This is a genomic window from Achromobacter spanius (assembly GCF_039673305.1).
In the GTDB taxonomy this organism is placed as follows: Bacteria; Pseudomonadota; Gammaproteobacteria; order Burkholderiales; family Burkholderiaceae_B; genus Achromobacter; species Achromobacter spanius_F.
Genome location: NZ_JBDJLJ010000002.1, coordinates 216093 through 233619 on the forward strand (window position 1 = coordinate 216093; position 17527 = coordinate 233619).

The 17527-nt window shown below is 64.5% G+C and carries 14 protein-coding genes and 1 tRNA gene; 12 read left to right on the forward strand and 3 right to left on the reverse strand.

Annotated features, from left to right (window positions below):
• Positions 1-8: 8 nt before the first annotated feature.
• The 3 genes from ABE485_RS03225 to ABE485_RS03235 all read left to right on the forward strand — a co-directional run bounded on the left by ABE485_RS03225 (position 9) and on the right by ABE485_RS03235 (position 3550).
• Positions 9-971, forward strand: coding sequence for a carbon-nitrogen hydrolase family protein (locus ABE485_RS03225; RefSeq protein WP_346513400.1), 963 nt, complete (start codon positions 9-11; stop codon positions 969-971).
• A 3-nt stretch (positions 972-974) separates the two neighbouring features.
• Entirely contained in the window at positions 975-1592 is a 618-nt protein-coding gene (locus ABE485_RS03230) for a flavin reductase family protein (RefSeq protein ID WP_346513402.1), read from the forward strand.
• Between the two features lie 341 nt (positions 1593-1933).
• A complete protein-coding gene (locus ABE485_RS03235) occupies positions 1934-3550 on the forward strand; it encodes a methyl-accepting chemotaxis protein (RefSeq protein WP_346513404.1) in 1617 nt (538 codons plus the stop codon).
• A 187-nt stretch (positions 3551-3737) separates the two neighbouring features.
• Here ABE485_RS03235 and ABE485_RS03240 read toward each other — a convergent pair.
• A tRNA-Ser gene (locus tag ABE485_RS03240) sits at positions 3738-3828 on the reverse strand.
• A gap of 239 nt (positions 3829-4067) precedes the next feature.
• Here ABE485_RS03240 and ABE485_RS03245 point away from each other — a divergent pair.
• The 3 genes from ABE485_RS03245 (at position 4068) to yaaA (ending at position 6951) form a co-directional block, all read left to right on the forward strand.
• Positions 4068-5273, forward strand: a complete 1206-nt coding sequence (locus tag ABE485_RS03245) for a cation:proton antiporter (RefSeq protein ID WP_346513406.1) — start codon at positions 4068-4070, stop codon at positions 5271-5273.
• A gap of 106 nt (positions 5274-5379) precedes the next feature.
• The gene (locus ABE485_RS03250) at positions 5380-6162 is read left to right on the forward strand and encodes a 3-hydroxybutyrate dehydrogenase (protein ID WP_346513408.1); all 783 of its coding nucleotides are present in this window, start codon (positions 5380-5382) and stop codon (positions 6160-6162) included.
• A gap of 15 nt (positions 6163-6177) precedes the next feature.
• A complete protein-coding gene (gene yaaA / locus ABE485_RS03255; RefSeq protein ID WP_346513410.1) occupies positions 6178-6951 on the forward strand; it encodes a peroxide stress protein YaaA in 774 nt (257 codons plus the stop codon).
• 116 nt (positions 6952-7067) lie between these two features.
• Here yaaA and ABE485_RS03260 read toward each other — a convergent pair whose 3' ends face one another.
• On the reverse strand, positions 7068-9293 hold the full coding sequence (locus ABE485_RS03260; RefSeq protein WP_346513412.1) for an FUSC family protein: 2226 nt from the start codon (positions 9291-9293) through the stop codon (positions 7068-7070).
• A gap of 416 nt (positions 9294-9709) precedes the next feature.
• Here ABE485_RS03260 and ABE485_RS03265 point away from each other — a divergent pair, with 416 nt between their 5' ends.
• The 4 genes from ABE485_RS03265 to pssA all read left to right on the forward strand — a co-directional run bounded on the left by ABE485_RS03265 (position 9710) and on the right by pssA (position 14032).
• Complete coding sequence (locus ABE485_RS03265; protein WP_346513656.1) at positions 9710-11479, forward strand: acetolactate synthase 3 catalytic subunit; 1770 nt, start codon at positions 9710-9712, stop codon at positions 11477-11479.
• 11 nt (positions 11480-11490) lie between these two features.
• Entirely contained in the window at positions 11491-11982 is a 492-nt protein-coding gene (gene ilvN, locus ABE485_RS03270) for an acetolactate synthase small subunit (protein WP_006223608.1), read from the forward strand.
• Positions 11983-12056: 74 nt separating this feature from the next.
• Positions 12057-13073, forward strand: a complete 1017-nt coding sequence (gene ilvC / locus ABE485_RS03275) for a ketol-acid reductoisomerase (RefSeq protein WP_346513415.1) — start codon at positions 12057-12059, stop codon at positions 13071-13073.
• 185 nt (positions 13074-13258) lie between these two features.
• Positions 13259-14032, forward strand: a complete 774-nt coding sequence (pssA, locus tag ABE485_RS03280) for a CDP-diacylglycerol--serine O-phosphatidyltransferase (RefSeq protein ID WP_346513417.1) — start codon at positions 13259-13261, stop codon at positions 14030-14032.
• A 48-nt stretch (positions 14033-14080) separates the two neighbouring features.
• On the opposite strand, the gene ABE485_RS03285 is transcribed toward pssA, so the two are convergent.
• Entirely contained in the window at positions 14081-14599 is a 519-nt protein-coding gene (locus tag ABE485_RS03285; protein WP_346513419.1) for a hypothetical protein, read from the reverse strand.
• A 254-nt stretch (positions 14600-14853) separates the two neighbouring features.
• On the opposite strand from ABE485_RS03285, the gene rpsO reads away from it, so the two are divergent.
• Together rpsO and pnp are read left to right on the forward strand one after the other, a co-directional pair.
• A complete protein-coding gene (gene rpsO / locus ABE485_RS03290) occupies positions 14854-15123 on the forward strand; it encodes a 30S ribosomal protein S15 (protein ID WP_006223612.1) in 270 nt (89 codons plus the stop codon).
• A gap of 90 nt (positions 15124-15213) precedes the next feature.
• Complete coding sequence (pnp, locus tag ABE485_RS03295) at positions 15214-17376, forward strand: polyribonucleotide nucleotidyltransferase (protein ID WP_346513421.1); 2163 nt, start codon at positions 15214-15216, stop codon at positions 17374-17376.
• The last annotated feature ends 151 nt before the right edge of the window (positions 17377-17527 follow it).

Sequence of the window (17527 nt, forward strand, 5' to 3'; positions counted from 1 at the left end):
GACGAGACATGTCCGTGCAACAGAGCTTCAAGGCCGCCGTCATCCAGGCGGCGTCCATTCCCACCGACAGCGTGGCCTGCGCTCAGAAGGCGGCTTCGCTGATTCGCCAGGCGGCCGAGCAGGGCGCCCGCGTGCAGGTCTTTCCCGAGGCCTTCCTGGGCGGCTATCCCAAGGGCAACTCCTTCGGCGCACCCATCGGCATGCGCAAGCCCGAAGGCCGCGACGCCTTCGCCAGCTACCACCAGCAGGCGATCCGCCTGGATGGAGAGGAAGTCGCGCTGGTGGCCCAGGCCGCGGCCGACACCGGCAGCTTCGTCGTGATGGGCTGCATCGAGGCCGACGGCGGCACGCTGTATTGCACCGTGCTGTATTTCAATGGCCAGGAAGGCCTTGCCGGCAAGCACCGCAAGCTGATGCCGACCGCCGGCGAGCGGCTGATCTGGGGCTTTGGCGACGGCTCGACCCTGCCCGTCTTCGACACGCCGTACGGCAAGATCGGCGCGGTGATCTGCTGGGAAAACTACATGCCCATGCTGCGCATGTACATGTACAGCCAGGGCGTGGCGCTGTATTGCGCGCCCACCGCCGACGACCGAGACACCTGGATTCCCAGCATGCGCCACATCGCGCTGGAAGGCCGCTGCTACGTGCTGACGGCTTGCCAGCACCTGCGCCGCAGCGCCTATCCCGACGATTTCGAGTGCGCGCTGGGCGATGCGCCGGACACGGTGCTGATGCGCGGCGGCAGCGCCATCATCGATCCGCTGGGCGAAGTGCTGGCCGGGCCGGATTTTTCCGACGAAACGATCCTGTACGCCGACATCAATCCCAATCAGATCCTGCGCGGCAAGTACGATTTCGACGTATCGGGCCACTACGCCCGGCCCGACGTCTTCCAGCTCCAGGTCGACACCCGCGAAAAGCGCGCGGTCTCGGCCATCGGCGCCGCCGGCTCGCAGCAGGAGGCCTGATCGATGCATTTTGATTTCAGCGCCTTGCCGGCGCAGACGGTCTACAACATCCTGACCTCGACCGTCACGCCGCGTCCGATCGCATGGGTCACCACCGTGTCGGACAAAGGCGTCGTGAACGCCGCGCCCTTCAGCTTCTTCAACGTCATGGGGCACCAGCCCCCCACGGTCGCCATCGGCCTGATGCGCCATGCCAGCGGAGAACTGAAGGACACGGGCGCCAACATCATCGAGAACGGCGAGTTCGTCGTGAACCTGGTGCCCGAATCGCTGGTCCGCGAGATGAACCAGACCTGCGCGGACTATCCGGCCGACGTGGACGAGATGGCGGCGGCCGGCCTGACCGCGCTGCCCGCCACGCACGTGCGTCCGCCCCGGATCCAGGGCAGCCCGGTTTCGCTGGAGTGTGTCAGCCAGGCAACAGTCGTCACCGGACCGCGCCAGATCGTGGTCATCGGCCGCGTGCTGGGGGCGCATGTGGACGATGCCTGCGTGCGCGACGCGGCGCGCGGGCATGTGGACACGCCGGCGCTGGGCCTGATCGCCCGCATGCACGGCGGGGGCTGGTACGCGCGCAGCACCGACACCTTTCAGCTGGCGCGGCCGACGTCGCCGCAATAGCCCGCAAGGCGGCCGATCCGGCCGCCTTTTTTCTCCCCGGATGGGGCTTTTTTACAACGCTGTCGGCCGATTCGTCCAAACCGTAGAGCTTGCGTCAATAAGTTCTCCATTTCGCCCGATGCCCGCCAAATCGGGGCTGCTAGCATCCGTTCGACCGTCCCGGGAACCCTCGGATACGACTTCCCCGACGGCGCTTATTTGACACAACGGACACCATTATTGGGGGCGGATATCCAGGGGCTTGCGGGCATCTGGCTTGCATTGGCGGCGGCGCTCGTCCGCCGCCGAGGCATCCGCCTGAGCACGCATTCACACTTGCCCTGGAAGTAGCCGGAGGCAGTATGAAAAACTTGAAGCTTGGAACCCGCCTTGCGGGTGGTTTCGCCATCTTGCTGGCCATGATCATGGTCATGTGCATCGTGGGCCTGGTCAGCCTGGCCAACATCAACGAATCGGTCGACACGCTCACCCAGCGGTCGCTGACCAAGGAGCGCCTGATCAACGACTGGGCGCGCAACATCCAGACCGGGGTCACCCGGACCACGGCGATCGCCAAGAGCGCCGATGCGAGCCTGGCGAGCTTCTTCACCGAGGAAGCCGCGACGTCGACCCGCAACTCGTCGGCGCTGCAGCAGAAGATCGAGCCGCTGATCGAAAGCGACGAGGAAAAGACGCTGTGGCAGGGCATCGGGAAGGCCCGCGGCGACTACCTGCGCACCCGCGACGGCATCTTCAAGGCCAAGCAGGAAGGCAACGTGGAGGCCGCCAACAAGATTTTCTCGCAGGAATTCCTGCCCGCGACGCGCCAGTTCATCGACAACATCACGCGGCTGTCCGAGCTGCAGCGCGCCGACATCGACGCGCGGGCCACGGAAATTGAAAGCGCCTATGGCGCCGCCAACTTCTGGATGATCGTGATCGGCTCCGTCGCGGTCGTCAGCGGCCTGCTGCTGGCCGTGCTGCTGACGCGCAGCATCACCCGTCCGCTGTCCGACGCCGTGCGCGTCGCGCGCACCGTGGCCGCCAACGACCTGACCAGCACGATCACCGTGACGTCCCGCGACGAGATCGGGCAGTTGCTGCGCGCGCTGGAAACCATGAACGCCAATCTGGCGGGCACCGTCTCCCGGATCCGGACCGGGGTGGACAGCATTGCGTCCGCCTCCGGCGAGATCGCGGCCGGCAACACGGACCTGTCGTCCCGCACCGAACAGCAGGCCGCCTCCCTGGAGGAAACCGCCGCGTCCATGGAGCAGTTGTCGTCCACCGTGAAGCAGAATGCCGACAGCGCCAAGCAGGCCAACCAGCTTGCGGCTGCAGCCTCGGATACCGCGTCGCGCGGCGGCGCCACCGTGTCCGAAGTCGTGAGCACCATGAACGCGATCTCCGCCAGCTCCGTGAAGATCTCCGACATCGTTTCCGTCATCGACGGCATCGCCTTCCAGACCAACATCTTGGCGCTGAACGCCGCCGTGGAGGCGGCGCGGGCAGGCGAGCAGGGCAAGGGCTTCGCCGTGGTCGCGGCCGAGGTGCGCACGCTGGCGCAGCGCAGCGCCCAGGCCGCCAAGGAAATCAAGGTCCTGATCGAGGACACCGTGCAGAAGATCAGCCAGGGCTCGGGCAGCGCCGAGCGCGCCGGGGCGACGATGCAGGAGATCGTGAGTTCCGTGCAGCGCGTGACCGACATCATGGGCGAGATCGCCGCGGCCTCGGCCGAGCAGGCCGACGGCATCGAACAGGTCAACCGCGCCGTGTCGCAGATGGACGAGGTGACGCAGCAGAACGCGGCGCTGGTGGAAGAAGCCGCGGCCGCGGCCGGGTCCATGCAGGACCAGGCGGCCGACCTGACGCGCGCGGTCAGCGCCTTCCGGCTGCCGGGAGGGGGGCAGGGGGGCATTGCGGTGGCAACCGTCGAGGCGGTCGGATCGTCCGCGGCGTTGAGGCTCGCCGCCTATTGATCCGATGCAGGCGCTGCGTGGGCCGGGATAGGGCGGAGGCGGCGGGCAGCCGTCCATCCAGCGCCCCGGACGGCTTTGCCTGCGTCCTTTTTTGTCCGAGCCTTTTCTTCCATGGCTTTCCCCGCGCTGCGGGGAAAGCCAAAAAGAAAAAAGCCCCTGATTTCTCAGGGGCTTCGTTCTTGAATACTGGCGGAGAGGGTGGGATTCGAACCCACGGTACGGGGATACCGTACGCCTGATTTCGAGTCAGGTACATTCGACCACTCTGCCACCTCTCCGTGGCTGGATTCCGTAACGTTGAAGTCGCCGTTTTTTAGAACGGGTCTTTCACACAGATCCCTGGTCGGAAGGATCATCGTTGTCGGAGCAGCGAAGCCCGCAATTCTACAGGATTTTTTTTGTTTGTGTAAAGCGGTAGGAAAAAAGAACGGGTAAAAGGACCACACGGGTTTCATCCGGCTTCCAGCCGGGGCAATCTTTGGCCAGAATTGCCCCCATTCCGCCTACCGCTCCCTCCATGGACCTGATCCTCATCCTTTTGCTCGCGGCCGTGCTTTGCGTGCCCATCACCCAAAGGTTGGGTCTGGGGGCCATTCCGGGCTACCTGATCGCGGGCGTGCTGGTCGGGCCGTCGTGCCTGAAGCTGGTGACCAACGTGGACACCATGATCGGCGTCTCGCAGTGGGGCGTCGTGATGATGCTGTTCATCATCGGCCTGGAGCTGTCGCCCAGGCGCCTGTGGGCCATGCGCAACGAGGTCTTCATCCTGGGCACCCTGCAGATGCTGGTGTGCGGACTGCTGCTCGGGGTGGTGTTCGGGGCGGCCCTGCGGCATCTGGCGGGCATGGAGTGGCAGGCGGCGGTACTGTGCGGCCTGTCGCTGGCGCTGTCGTCCACCGCGGTGGCCCTGCGCCTGCTGGACGAGCGCCAGCTGACCCGCACGCCGCTCGGCCGCTCGGCGCTGGGCGTGCTGCTGTTCCAGGACATGGCCGCCATTCCCATGCTGGTCGCGGCCGGCCTGCTGGGATCGGACGGGACGTCGGCGCCGTCCTTCAAGGAAGCGCTGGTCGCCGTGGCGGTCGTGGCCCTGGCTTACCGCCTGCGGTTGCTGGGCTGGGCGGCCAAGGCGGAATTGAATGAACTCTTCACCGCGGCGGCGCTGCTGATGGTGGTGGGCGCCGCCCAATTGTTCGACTATGCGGGCCTGTCGGCGGGCCTGGGCGGTTTTCTGGTGGGCGTCCTGATGGCCGAATCGCGCTATCGGGACGAACTCGAAAAGGCGATCGACCCCTTCAAGGGATTGCTGCTGGGCCTGTTCTTCGTGGCCATCGGCATGTCGATCAACCTGAAGGTGGTGGCGCACCACTGGATGTTCATCTTCTGCGGGGTGGCGGCGCTGTTGGCCGTCAAGGCCCTGATCCTTTACGGATTCGCGCGCTTTCTGGGCCTGCCCCGCTACCATCGCCTGCTGTTTGCCCTGGTGCTGGCGCAAGGCGGCGAATTCAGCTTTGCCATCTTCAACGAAGCCTGGGACAACCACCTGGTGAACCTGGAACAGCGCGACGTGCTGTCGGTGATCGTCGCGGTGTCGATGGGCGTGGTGCCCGTGCTGATCAAGGTGCTCGAGCGCGTGCCGGAAAGATACGGCGGCATGGCGGGCCTGCCCGTGGCGGACGAGCCGCAGACCGAAGCGGCGCCGCCGGACAAGCCGCCCGCCGCTTGACCCCGCGGCGCGTGGGGGCATGGCATGATGACCGCCTTGCCGGGCAGCTACACTTGAAGCCCGTTTTCGCTTTCCGATTTATGCGCCAGCTCACAGGAGAATGCTCATGCTCAAAGGAAAAGTAGCGCTTGTCACCGGTTCCACCAGCGGCATCGGCCTGGGTATCGCCACGGCCTTCGCCCAGCAGGGCGCCGATATCGTGCTGAACGGCTTTGGCGACGCGGCCGACATTGAAAAGCTGCGTGCCGGCCTGGCCGAAAAGCATGGCGTGAAGGTGATCTACGACGGCGCGGACCTGTCCAAGGGCGCAGCCGTGCGCGAACTGGTCGAAAACACCGTCCGCCAGCTGGGCCGCATCGACATCCTGGTCAATAACGCCGGTATCCAGCACACCGCGCTGATCGAAGACTTTCCGGTCGAGAAATGGGACGCCATCCTGGCGCTGAACCTGTCGGCCGTGTTCCACGGCACCGCCGCCGCCTTGCCGCACATGAAGAAGCAGGGCTCCGGCCGCATCATCAATATCGCATCGGCGCATGGCCTCGTGGCTTCGGCCAGCAAGTCGGCCTATGTGGCCGCCAAGCATGGCGTGGTGGGCTTCACCAAAGTCACGGCGCTGGAAACGGCCGGCCAGGGCATTACCGCCAACGCCATCTGCCCGGGCTGGGTCCGCACCCCGCTCGTCGAAAAGCAGATCACCGCGCTGGCGGAAAAGAATGGCGTGGACCAGGAAGCCGCCGCCCGCGACCTGCTCAGCGAAAAGCAGCCTTCGCTGCAATTCGTGACGCCGGAGCAACTGGGCGGCACCGCCGTCTTCCTGGCCTCGGACGCCGCCGCGCAAATCACCGGCACCACCATCTCCGTCGATGGCGGCTGGACCGCGCGCTAACAAAGGAATTCCTGAATGCTGTTTTTGCTTTCCCCCGCCAAGAAGCTGGACTACGACTCGCCGCTGCACATCGAGACGCACACCCAGCCGCTGTTCGTGGACCAGGCCGCCGGCCTGATCAAGGTCCTGAAGACCAAGACCGCCGAGGACATCTCGGAACTCATGAGCCTGAGCCCGGCCCTGTCCGAGCTGAACGTCCAGCGCTATGCGCACTGGAAGCGCAGCTTCACGCAGGCCAATTCGCGCCAGGCCGTGCTGGCCTTCAACGGCGACGTCTATGAAGGCCTGGACGCCGGCACGTTGTCCGCCAGGCAGCTGGACTGGGCGCAGGAGCATGTCGCGATCCTCAGCGGCCTGTATGGCGTGCTGCGTCCGCTGGACCTGATGCAGCCGTACCGGCTGGAAATGGGCACGCGCCTGGCCAACCCCAAGGGCAAGAACCTGTACGAATACTGGGGCAGCGCCATCGCGGATTATCTGAACGAACGGCAGTCCGGCCAGAAGTCGCCCGTCATCGTCAACCTGGCGTCCGAGGAATACTTCAAGTCGGTCGACCTGAAGACGCTGAAGGCGCGGGTCGTGCAGTGCGTGTTCCAGGACTGGAAGAACGGCGCCTGGAAGGTCATCAGCTTCCACGCCAAGCGGGCGCGCGGCCTGATGGCCCGCTACGCCATCCAGCACAAGGTCGCCAAGCCGGAAGGCCTGCAGGGCTTCGATCTGGAAGGCTATGCGTACGACGCCGCGGCGTCGTCGGAAGACAAGCTGGTATTTCGCCGCAAGCTGGATTGAGGCGGCGGGCAACGGCGCATCGGCTCGCTGTTGCACCCGCTTTCAGGCTCGGCAAAAAGCCGGCCCCGAAACACTCGGGGCCGGCTTTTTTTGCCTGCGAATACCGCCCGCGACCCTTACGTCGCTGCCGCCGCCACCGGGGGCGCGTGCATCGGATCGGCCAGCGCCTGGAGCTCCTGGCGGATCATGTGGGTGGCCTTGAGCATCTGCTTGACCGGATAGGCGAGGGCGGCCTGATCGCCCCCCGTGTCGAACTGGGTCGGCAGGTTGGCCGGCGGCTGCGTGTTGTTTTCGTCAAGCAGGTCCGCCATGCCTTTCAGGGCCCGCTGGACCGGTTCGGGCGTGGCCGGCAGCGCCGCCAGGATCGGGATCGCGGCGGTGATCTGCGAGGCCAGCACGTGATTCTGGATCAGCAGGTTGTTCAGCTCCGGGACGTCGACCTGGTGCGACTTGGGCTCGCTCATCATCCGGTAGAAGGCTTCCGCGAAATTGCTGAACGCGATGTGCACGTTCTTGCGGGCCAGGCGCCAGGCCAGGTCTGCGTCGGTCACGGCGGGAGTCTCGGCCGCCGCTGCGCCCACGGGGGCGCCGTGCGCCTGCATGGCTTCGACGTAGCGCAGCCCCGCCAGCAGGTACTCGCGGTTGGCGCGGGTCGCGGCCGAGGCCAGGGGCTTCAGGTAGCGGGCTTCCCACCAGGGCAGGATATAGCTGCAGATCAGCGCCAGCGCGCAGCCCAGCAGCGTGTCGATGGCGCGTTCGCCGATCACCGACATGGACACGGTGCCCGGCGATACGAAGTGAAAGACCAGCACCACGAACAGCGTGTTGAAGATGGCGCTGGCCATGTAGTTCAGCTGCACCAGGCTGTTGCCCATGATGCAGGCGCCCAGCAGCACGGCGAACAGGACGCCGGGCTTGTCGGTGACGTTGAACAGCAGCAGGGCGCAGATGCAGCCGATCAGGGTGCCCATCAGCCGCCAGCCGTTGCGCTGTCGCGTCAGCGCGAAGCCCGGTTTCATGATGATGACGATGGTCAGCATGATCCAGTAGTTGTGCGCCGAGAATGCCGGCGATAGCCAGCGGCTCGCCAGGGTCATGGCGATTGCCGCGGCGGCCGTCACCCGCAGCGCGTAGCGGAAATGCGGCGAATCCATCCGCAGGTTGCTGGTCAGCAGGCCGAAGCGGAATTCCTGGCGCGAAATGAAACGGGTCAGCGACTTGTTGATGCGCAGCACGTCGGTGGGCCTGGCGTCGGGCGAGGCCGCAGTGTGGTCGGCCAGCCGGTCCACGATGCGCGCCGAGTTCCGCAGGCGGCGCAGCACCTGGATGATCAGCGCCAGCATCTCGGGATCGCGTTCGCCCAGGCCCTGCTGCTTGAGCTGTTCGATCTCGTATTCGATGGCGCGCAGCTCGGCCTTGGCGCTGCTGCGGTACTGCACCTTGCGGCCGCGCGACACATCCAGCGCGATCCGGTTCAGTTCCAGCGACATCTTCACCAGCGCGTCGCGCATGAACATCAGGCAGTCGTTGCCGGCCAGCGTGCGGCGCAGCGCCGCGTAGTCGGTGTGCGTGGCCACCAGCGTATCCAGCAGCTGCAGCATGTCGACGAACATGTTCCAGATCATGACGCGCTGGCGGTCGCCCAGGCCCTTGCCGCGGGGCAGGGCGCGCAGCACCATGTCGCGCGCGGCCTGGTGTTTCTCGGTCATGACCGACTGGCGCTGGATCAGGGTGCGGTAGGCCTCGTCCAGGTCTGCGGTTTCATCGTAGAAGGACGCGCGCGCCGCCACGTAGTCGGCGGTGGCAAAGAGCGCCACCGACATCGCCTGCTGCTCTTCGCGCAGCCAGAACAGCCGCGAGAATCCCAGGCTGAACGCCACGTAGAACAGCGCGCCGCCCAGGGTGGCGGCGGCATGGGCCAGCACCTCGTGCGGCTCCAGCGGCGAATGCATGGTCAGGGTCATCAGCAGCAGGCCGGCAAAGCCGATCAGTCCGCCGCGCTTGCCGAACACGGTGAACATCGAATAGACGAAGCACTGCGCGATGACCACCAGCCAGATCAGCACGGGATGCGTGGACGCCAGGCCGGTGATGATGACCGTGATGGTGCCCAGCGCAGCGCCGCCCAGCATTTCGTTGGTGCGGTGGCGCTGCGGGCCGCCCGGCTGGTCGATGATGGCCAGGCACTGCGCGCCGAAGGTGGCGACCAGGCCCGTGGTGTAGTTGCCGAACAGGCCGCCCAGCACCAGCACGGGCAACAGCATGCCGACCCCCTGGCGCACCCCTCCGAAGAAGTAGTGGCTGTAGAGGAAGCGGCGAATGCTGGCAATGCGCAAATCCATGGGCGGCGGCTCGGTTCTGGACGACGGAACAAGTATAGAGAGGCTGTCCGGCTTTTTGGGGCCGGATGGTTACCGAACCTTCCGCGCAACGGTCGGAAAAGGTCGATTTGCCACCTTTGACGCAACGCGGTAAATTGCTCCACTTGCTTCGGTCTGCCTATCCGAAACCGGAGCGTTGATGCGAACGGCCAGGGTCACATCCCAGCCGTCCTGCAGCAGTTACACCTGCCGTTGGCCGCGCCACAAGCGTGTGTTGCCAAGGCTTCCATTTCGACCTCCAGCGTCCCCAAGGGGCGTTTGCACTGCGTTCTGTCGAGCGTGTGCCGGGTCGGCAAGGTGTCCGGGTGGCGTGGCTCCGTGAGCCGCTAAGCGCCGGATCATGTTGTCGTAGCCGGTATGGGTTCAGTTGCCGCCGTATCCGGGCGAGCAGCAGTCAGGGTTGCAGGGCCGGTACTGAAAGGAAATACAACATGGAAATGAATGGCGCCGATATCGTCGTGCGCTGCCTGGCCGATGAGGGCGTGGAACACGTTTTCGGCTATCCCGGCGGCGCGGTGCTTTACATCTACGACGCTATCTTCAAGCAAGACAAATTTCAGCATATCCTGGTTCGTCACGAGCAAGCCGCCGTGCACGCGGCCGATGCCTATTCGCGCTCGTCGCAGAAGGTCGGCGTCTGCCTCGTCACCAGCGGCCCGGGCGTGACCAATGCCGTCACCGGCATCGCCACCGCCTACATGGACTCCATCCCGATGGTGATCATCAGCGGGCAGGTGCCCACTGCGGCCATCGGCGAAGACGCCTTCCAGGAATGCGACACCGTCGGCATCACGCGTCCCTGCGTCAAGCACAACTTCCTTGTGCGCGACATCAAGGACCTGGCCGAAACCATGCGCCGCGCGTTCTACATCGCGCGCACGGGCCGTCCCGGCCCGGTGCTGGTCGATATCCCCAAGGACATCACCGTCGCGCACTGCAAGTACACGCCGCCCAAGGGCGAGATCTCGATGCGCTCCTACGCGCCCGTCAACAAGGGCCACCAGGGGCAGATCAAGAAAGCCGTGCAGATGCTGCTGGCCGCCGAGCGGCCCATGATCTACACGGGCGGCGGGGTCATCCTGTCGAACGCCGCGCCCGAGCTCAACAAGCTCGTGTCGCAGCTGGGCGCGCCCTGCACCAGCACCCTGATGGGGCTGGGCGGCTTCCCGGCCAGCAGCGGCCAGTTCGTGGGCATGCCCGGCATGCACGGCACGTACGAGGCCAACATGGCCATGCAGCACTGCGACGTGCTGCTGGCCATCGGCGCCCGCTTCGATGACCGCGTGATCGGCAATCCCAAGCACTTTGCGCAGAACGCCCGCAAGATCATCCATATCGACATCGACCCGTCGTCGATCTCCAAGCGCGTGCGCGTGGACGTCCCGATCGTGGGCAACGTCAAGGATGTGCTGGCCGACATCAGCGCGCAATACGAGATCGCGGCCGCCGAGCACAAGCCCGCCTCCATCGCCAAGTGGTGGGAGCAGGTCGAGACCTGGCGCGGCAAGGAATGCCTGAAGTTCGCCAACTCGGACGAAGTCATCAAGCCGCAGTTCGTGGTGGAAAAGCTCTGGGAAGTGACCGGCGGCGACGCCTTCGTCACCTCCGACGTGGGCCAGCACCAGATGTGGGCGGCCCAGTACTACAAGTTCGACAAGCCGCGCCGCTGGATCAACTCCGGCGGCCTGGGCACCATGGGTGTGGGACTGCCGTACGCGATGGGCGTGCAGATGGCCAATCCCGGGCATGACGTTGCCGTCATCACCGGCGAAGGGTCCATCCAGATGAACATCCAGGAACTGTCGACCTGCCACCAGTACCGCCTGTCGCCCAAGATCATCTGCCTGAACAACCGGTTCCTGGGCATGGTGCGCCAGTGGCAGCAGATCGACTACGGCTCGCGCTATTCAGAGTCGTACATGGATTCGCTGCCCGACTTCGTCAAGGTGGCCGAGGCCTACGGCCACGTGGGCCTGCGCATCGAGCGCCCGGCCGATGTCGAGCCGGCGCTGCGCGAAGCGTTCGGCAAGCACAAGGAGCGCCTGGTCTTCCTGGACTTCATCACCGACCGCACGGAAAACGTGTGGCCGATGGTCAAGGCCGGCCGCGGGCTGACCGAAATGCTGCTCGGCTCTGAAGACCTGTAAGGAGGCCACCCATGAAGCACGTGATTTCCGTCCTCCTCGAGAACGAACCCGGCGCGCTGTCGCGCGTGGTGGGCCTGTTTTCGGCGCGGGGCTACAACATCGAAACCCTGACCGTGGCGCCCACCGAGGACTCCACGCTGTCGCGCATGACCATCGTGACGACCGGTTCCGATGAAGTCATCGAACAGATCACCAAGCACCTGAATCGCCTGGTGGATGTCGTGAAGGTGGTGGACCTGACCGAAGGCGCCCACATCGAGCGCGAGCTGATGCTCGTGAAGGTGCGCGCCGTGGGCAAGGAACGCGAGGAAATGAAGCGCATGGCGGACATCTTCCGCGGCCGCATCATTGACGTCACCGACAAGTCCTACACCATCGAACTGACCGGGGTGCAGGAAAAAGTACAGGCCTTCCTTGAGGCCCTGGACCGCAGTGCCATCCTTGAAACCGTGCGTACCGGCGTGTCCGGCATCGGACGCGGTGAACGGATTTTGAAGATTTGACCGGCCTTCCAGGCCTGGCCTCACCCTACATCTGAATTAATCGAATATCCAAATACTGGAATCTGGAGCACAACATGAAAGTTTTCTACGACAAAGACTGCGATCTGTCCCTCATCAAAGGCAAGACCGTTGCCATCATCGGCTATGGCTCGCAAGGCCACGCGCATGCGCTGAACCTGCATGAGTCGGGCGTGAAGGTCGTCGTCGGCCTGCGCAAGGGCGGCGCCTCGTGGAACAAGGCCGCCAACGCCGGCCTGGAAGTCAAGGAAGTGGCGGATGCGGTCAAGTCGGCCGATATTGTCATGATGCTGCTGCCCGACGAGAACATCGCCTCGGTCTACAACAAGGAAGTCCACGGCAACATCAAGGCCGGCGCCGCCCTGGCGTTCGCCCACGGCTTCAACGTCCACTACGGCCAGGTCGTGCCGCGTGAAGACATCGACGTCATCATGATCGCTCCCAAGGCCCCGGGCCACACGGTGCGCAACACGTACAAGCAGGGCGGCGGCGTGCCCCACCTGGTGGCCGTGTACCAGGACAAGTCGGGCGCCGCGCGCGACGTGGCCCTGTCGTACGCCAGCGCCAACGGCGGCGGCCGTGCCGGCATCATCGAGACCAACTTCCGCGAAGAAACCGAAACCGACCTGTTCGGCGAACAGGCCGTGCTGTGCGGCGGTACCGTCGAACTGATCAAGGCCGGCTTCGATACGCTGGTGGAAGCCGGCTACGCGCCCGAAATGGCGTACTTCGAGTGCCTGCACGAACTGAAGCTGATCGTCGACCTGATCTACGAAGGCGGCATCGCCAACATGAACTACTCGATTTCGAACAACGCCGAATTCGGCGAATACGAAACGGGTCCGAAGATCGTCACGGAAGAAACCCGCAAGGCCATGCGCCAGTGCCTGACGGATATCCAGACCGGCGAATACGCCAAGAAGTTCATCCTGGAAAACACCGCCGGCGCCCCGACGCTGACCTCGCGCCGCCGCATCAACGCGGAATCGCAGATCGAGCAAGTGGGCGGCAAGCTGCGCGCCATGATGCCCTGGATCGCCGCCAACAAGCTGGTGGACAAGTCCAAGAACTGATTCCCGCGGCCGGGCGGCGCCCGGCCCTCGATATCAGTAGCGAAACGGCATGCCTGCAAGGGCATGCCGTTTTTTTCGCCATTTCCGCGATTTAAGCGATTTGGGCCAGGCACGAGCCTTGCTGTGGCCCGCAAGCAGGGCCAGATAGGTTAACCTTTCAAAGTCCGTTGTAAGTTATTGAGACCATGCCCAATTTTTCCATGCGCGATTCCGAGAACCGCCACCGGAGCATCTACCTGCTTCCGAACGCGTTCACCACCGCCGCTTTGTTCGCCGGGTTCTATGCCGTTGTGCAGGCCATGAACGACCGCTTCGAAGTGGCCGCCATCGCCATTTTCGTCGCCATGGTGCTGGACGGCATGGACGGCCGGGTGGCCCGCCTGACCAACACGCAATCTGCGTTCGGCGAGCAATACGATTCGCTCTCCGACATGACGTCGTTTGGCGTTGCGCCCGCGCTGGTCATGTACGAATGGATTTTGAACGACCTGGGCCGCTGGGGCTGGCTGGCGGCGTTTGTCTACGTTTCCGGCGCCGCGCTGCGCCTGGCGCGCTTCAACACCAATATCGCCGTCGTGGACAAGCGCTTCTTCCAGGGGCTGCCCAGCCCCGCCGCGGCTGCGCTGGTGGCGGGCTTCGTCTGGCTGGCCGTGGACAACAAGCTGCCCATCCATGACAGCCTGATGGCCTGGGTGGCGTTCACGCTCACCATGTATGCCGGCATCACCATGGTGTCGAATGCGCCGTTCTTCAGCGGCAAGAGCTTCGCGCTGGGCCGCAGCGTGCCGTTCTGGGGCATCCTGCTGGTGGTGGCGGTGTTCGTGTTCGTGTCCAGCGATCCCCCCGTCGTGCTGTTCGGCTTGTTCGTGCTTTATGGCCTTTCGGGCTGGGTGACCTGGGCGTGGCGCTGGAACAAGGTCCGGCGCCTGCAACAAGAACGCCGGGGCCAGTCCTCCTGATGCCGCAAAGAAAAACCCGCCTATGAAAAGGCGGGTTTTTTTATCAGGTCAGTGCCACAGGAATTTGTCGTCGTCGTACATGGGGTCGGGACCAGGGTGGAAGTGGGTCACCTTGCTGCCGTCGCGGCTCATGTAGACGTACATCAGCGAATTCCACACGCTGTTTTCCCGGTAGCGATAGGACCAGACGACCTCGCGCTTTTCGCCCAGGCCGACCTCGTCGATTCGGGCCGGCGGCCCGAATTCGCAGCGCACGCGTTCCGGGCCCCAGTCACCCGTTTCAAGCACCTTGAAATGCGCGTCGGTCAGCAGCGGCAACACGCGGTCCACCCGTCCGTCCGCGCCCACATTGGCGCCCCACGCGTACTGGCCCATGGGCTGCTGGGTCCAGATGACGCGGCGACCGCCGTTGGCCTGCGGGCATTCGAAATTGGGCGAACCGAACTGGGCCTGGACCTCCGCCAGTGGCGTGCCGGGCGGCACCTGGGCCATGTTGGCGCAGGCCGTCAGTCCGGCCAGCGCCAATGAAGCCAAGGTCAATCGGGCTGTTCTGTAACAATTGATCATGTTTTCTCCTTCCGGTGCCGCGGGGTGGGAGCGGCCTCCTGGCGGGCGCGCAGACCCTCATTGGGGTAATTCTAGCTATTCAGCTATAATCATCGAGCTTTATCAAGTGTATTGATTCTGCAAGTTGATTTTGCAAGATGCTTTGCGCGCCAACATTGGCTGCAGTGAGAAAGCGAATTTAGCCAGGCTCGCGCAAATTTTTCCCAACCACGTCAGGGCGCCTCGGCCCTGTCGCATGTCCGAAGAGGTCATCAATGTCTGTAGCTGACATCAAGAAATCCGATATCGTTGCGCAGTTCCAACGCGCTCAGGGCGATACCGGCTCCCCCGAAGTTCAGGTGGCTCTGCTCACCGCCCGTATCAACGAACTGACTGGTCACTTCAAAGAACACATGAAGGACCATCACTCGCGCCGCGGTCTGCTGCGTATGGTCAGCCGTCGCCGCAAGCTGCTCGACTATCTCAAGGGCCGCAATCCCGATTCGTACCGCGCACTGATCGAAAAACTCGGTCTGCGCAAGTGATCGACGGGGCTGGCTCCCCATGACGCAACCGTGGTCGGTGCGACGCATGTCGCAGCGGCCACGGTTTTTCATTTGTAAGGAATAATCGTCATGTTCAATAAAGTGACAAAATCGTTCCAATACGGCCAGCACACGGTCGTCCTGGAAACCGGCGAAATCGCTCGCCAGGCCTCCGGCGCCGTTGTGGTGTCGATCGAGGACACCGTCGTCCTGGCCACCGTCGTGGCTTCCAAGAAGGCCAAGCCGGGTCAAACGTTTTTCCCGCTGACCGTCGACTACATCGAGAAGACCTACGCCGCCGGCCGCATCCCGGGCGGGTTCTTCAAGCGCGAAGGCAAGCCGTCCGAAAAGGAAACGCTGACCTCGCGCCTGATCGACCGTCCCCTGCGCCCGCTGTTCCCCGAAGACTTCTACAACGAAGTCCAGGTGGTCATCCACACGCTGTCGGTCAATCCTGAAATCGATCCCGACATCGCCGCCATGATCGGCGCATCGGCCGCGCTGGCCATCTCGGGCATCCCGTTCAACGGCCCCATCGGCGCCGCGCGCGTGGGTTACATCGACGGCCAATACGCCCTCAACCCGACCGCCTCGCAGCTCAAGTCCTCGAAGCTGGACCTGGTCGTCGCCGGTACCGAAAACGCCGTGCTGATGGTGGAATCGGAAGCCCAACAGCTTTCCGAAGAAATCATGCTGGGCGGCGTGGTCTATGGCCACGAGCAGATGCAGGCCGTCATCAACGCCATTCACGAACTGGTGAAGGACGCTGGCAAGCCCGATTGGGACTGGCAAGCTCCCGCCAAGGACGAAGCCCTGATCGCCGCGGTGACCGCCGCCGCCCAGGAAGGCCTGAACGCCGCTTACCAGATCCGCGAAAAGCAGGCCCGCACCGCCAAGCTGCGTGAAGTGTCGGCCGACGTGTCGGCCAAGCTGGCTGCCGCCGCCGCTGAAAAGGGCGAGTCGCTGCCGGACGCCGTGACCGTCGACAACATCATGTTCTCGCTGGAATCGGCCATCGTGCGCGGCCAGATCCTGAATGGCGAACCGCGTATCGACGGCCGCGACACCCGCACCGTGCGCCCGATCAGCGTGCGTCTGGGCGTGCTGCCCCGCGCGCACGGCAGCGCGCTGTTCACCCGCGGTGAAACCCAGGCGCTGGTCGTGGCCACGCTGGGCACCAAGCAGGACGAGCAGATCATCGACGCGCTCATGGGCGAATACCGCGACCGCTTCATGATGCACTACAACATGCCTCCGTTCGCCACTGGCGAAACGGGCCGCATCGGTGTGCCCAAGCGCCGCGAAATCGGCCACGGCCGTCTTGCCAAGCGCTCGCTGATCCCGCTGCTGCCGGCTCCCGAAGACTTCCAGTACACGATCCGCATCGTGTCGGAAATCACCGAGTCCAACGGCTCCTCGTCGATGGCCTCGGTCTGCGGCGGCTCGCTGGCCATGATGGACGCCGGCGTGCCGGTCAAGGATCACGTGGCCGGCGTGGCCATGGGCCTGATCCTGGACGGCGGCAAGTTCGCCGTGCTGACGGACATCCTGGGCGACGAAGATCACCTGGGCGACATGGACTTCAAGGTCGCGGGCACCGAGAACGGCGTCACCGCACTGCAGATGGACATCAAGATCCAGGGCATCACCAAGGAAATCATGCAAGTGGCGCTGGCTCAGGCCCGCGAAGGCCGCCTGCACATCCTGGGCAAGATGAAGGATGCGCTGGACGGTTCGCGCGGCGAGCTGTCGGCTTTCGCGCCGCGCATGCTGACCATCAAGATCAACCCCGAGAAGATCCGCGACGTGATCGGCAAGGGCGGCGCCACCATCCGCGCGCTGACCGAAGAAACCGGCACGCAGATCGACATCTCCGACGACGGCACGATCGTGATCGCCAGCGTCGACGAAGCGCAGGCCAAGGAAGCCCAGCGCCGCATCGTCGAACTGACCGCCGACGTCGAAGTGGGCCAGATCTACGACGGCTCGGTCCTGCGTCTGCTGGACTTCGGCGCCATCGTGCAGGTGCTGCCGGGCCGCGACGGCCTGCTGCACATCTCGGAAATCGCCAACTACCGCATCGCGAACATCAACGATGTGCTGAAGGTCGGCCAGCAAGTCCGCGTCAAGGTCATCGAGGCCGACGACAAGGGCCGCCTGCGCCTGTCCATCAAGGCGATCGGCGGCATCGAGCAGCAGCAAGCCGCTGCCGCTCCCGAAGCTGCCCCCCAATCGGAACCGCAAGCCGAATAAGCCTGCAGGTCACTGATTGAAAGACGGCGCCGCGAGGCGCCGTTTTTTTTTGCGACTCAGCCGAGAACCGGCTCCCCCGCGCGCACGCCGCGCGGGGTGTCTCCCCACTTCGGCCGCCTTCCTGTAAAGTCTTGCGCGAGAGAGGCGCCGC

Bases quoted from the DNA above. Each gene is read 5' to 3' on its own strand.
- ilvN (WP_006223608.1), top strand. From the start codon at position 11,491: ATGAAGCACGTGATTTCCGTCCTCCTCGAGAACGAACCCGGCGCGCTG.
- pnp (WP_346513421.1), top strand. From the start codon at position 15,214: ATGTTCAATAAAGTGACAAAATCGTTCCAATACGGCCAGCACACGGTC.
- pssA (WP_346513417.1), top strand. From the start codon at position 13,259: ATGCCCAATTTTTCCATGCGCGATTCCGAGAACCGCCACCGGAGCATC.
- ABE485_RS03285 (WP_346513419.1), bottom strand. From the start codon at position 14,599: ATGATCAATTGTTACAGAACAGCCCGATTGACCTTGGCTTCATTGGCG.
- ABE485_RS03245 (WP_346513406.1), top strand. From the start codon at position 4,068: ATGGACCTGATCCTCATCCTTTTGCTCGCGGCCGTGCTTTGCGTGCCC.
- ABE485_RS03225 (WP_346513400.1), top strand. From the start codon at position 9: ATGTCCGTGCAACAGAGCTTCAAGGCCGCCGTCATCCAGGCGGCGTCC.
- yaaA (WP_346513410.1), top strand. From the start codon at position 6,178: ATGCTGTTTTTGCTTTCCCCCGCCAAGAAGCTGGACTACGACTCGCCG.
- ABE485_RS03260 (WP_346513412.1), bottom strand. From the start codon at position 9,293: ATGGATTTGCGCATTGCCAGCATTCGCCGCTTCCTCTACAGCCACTAC.
- ABE485_RS03230 (WP_346513402.1), top strand. From the start codon at position 975: ATGCATTTTGATTTCAGCGCCTTGCCGGCGCAGACGGTCTACAACATC.
- ABE485_RS03235 (WP_346513404.1), top strand. From the start codon at position 1,934: ATGAAAAACTTGAAGCTTGGAACCCGCCTTGCGGGTGGTTTCGCCATC.
- ilvC (WP_346513415.1), top strand. From the start codon at position 12,057: ATGAAAGTTTTCTACGACAAAGACTGCGATCTGTCCCTCATCAAAGGC.
- rpsO (WP_006223612.1), top strand. From the start codon at position 14,854: ATGTCTGTAGCTGACATCAAGAAATCCGATATCGTTGCGCAGTTCCAA.
- ABE485_RS03250 (WP_346513408.1), top strand. From the start codon at position 5,380: ATGCTCAAAGGAAAAGTAGCGCTTGTCACCGGTTCCACCAGCGGCATC.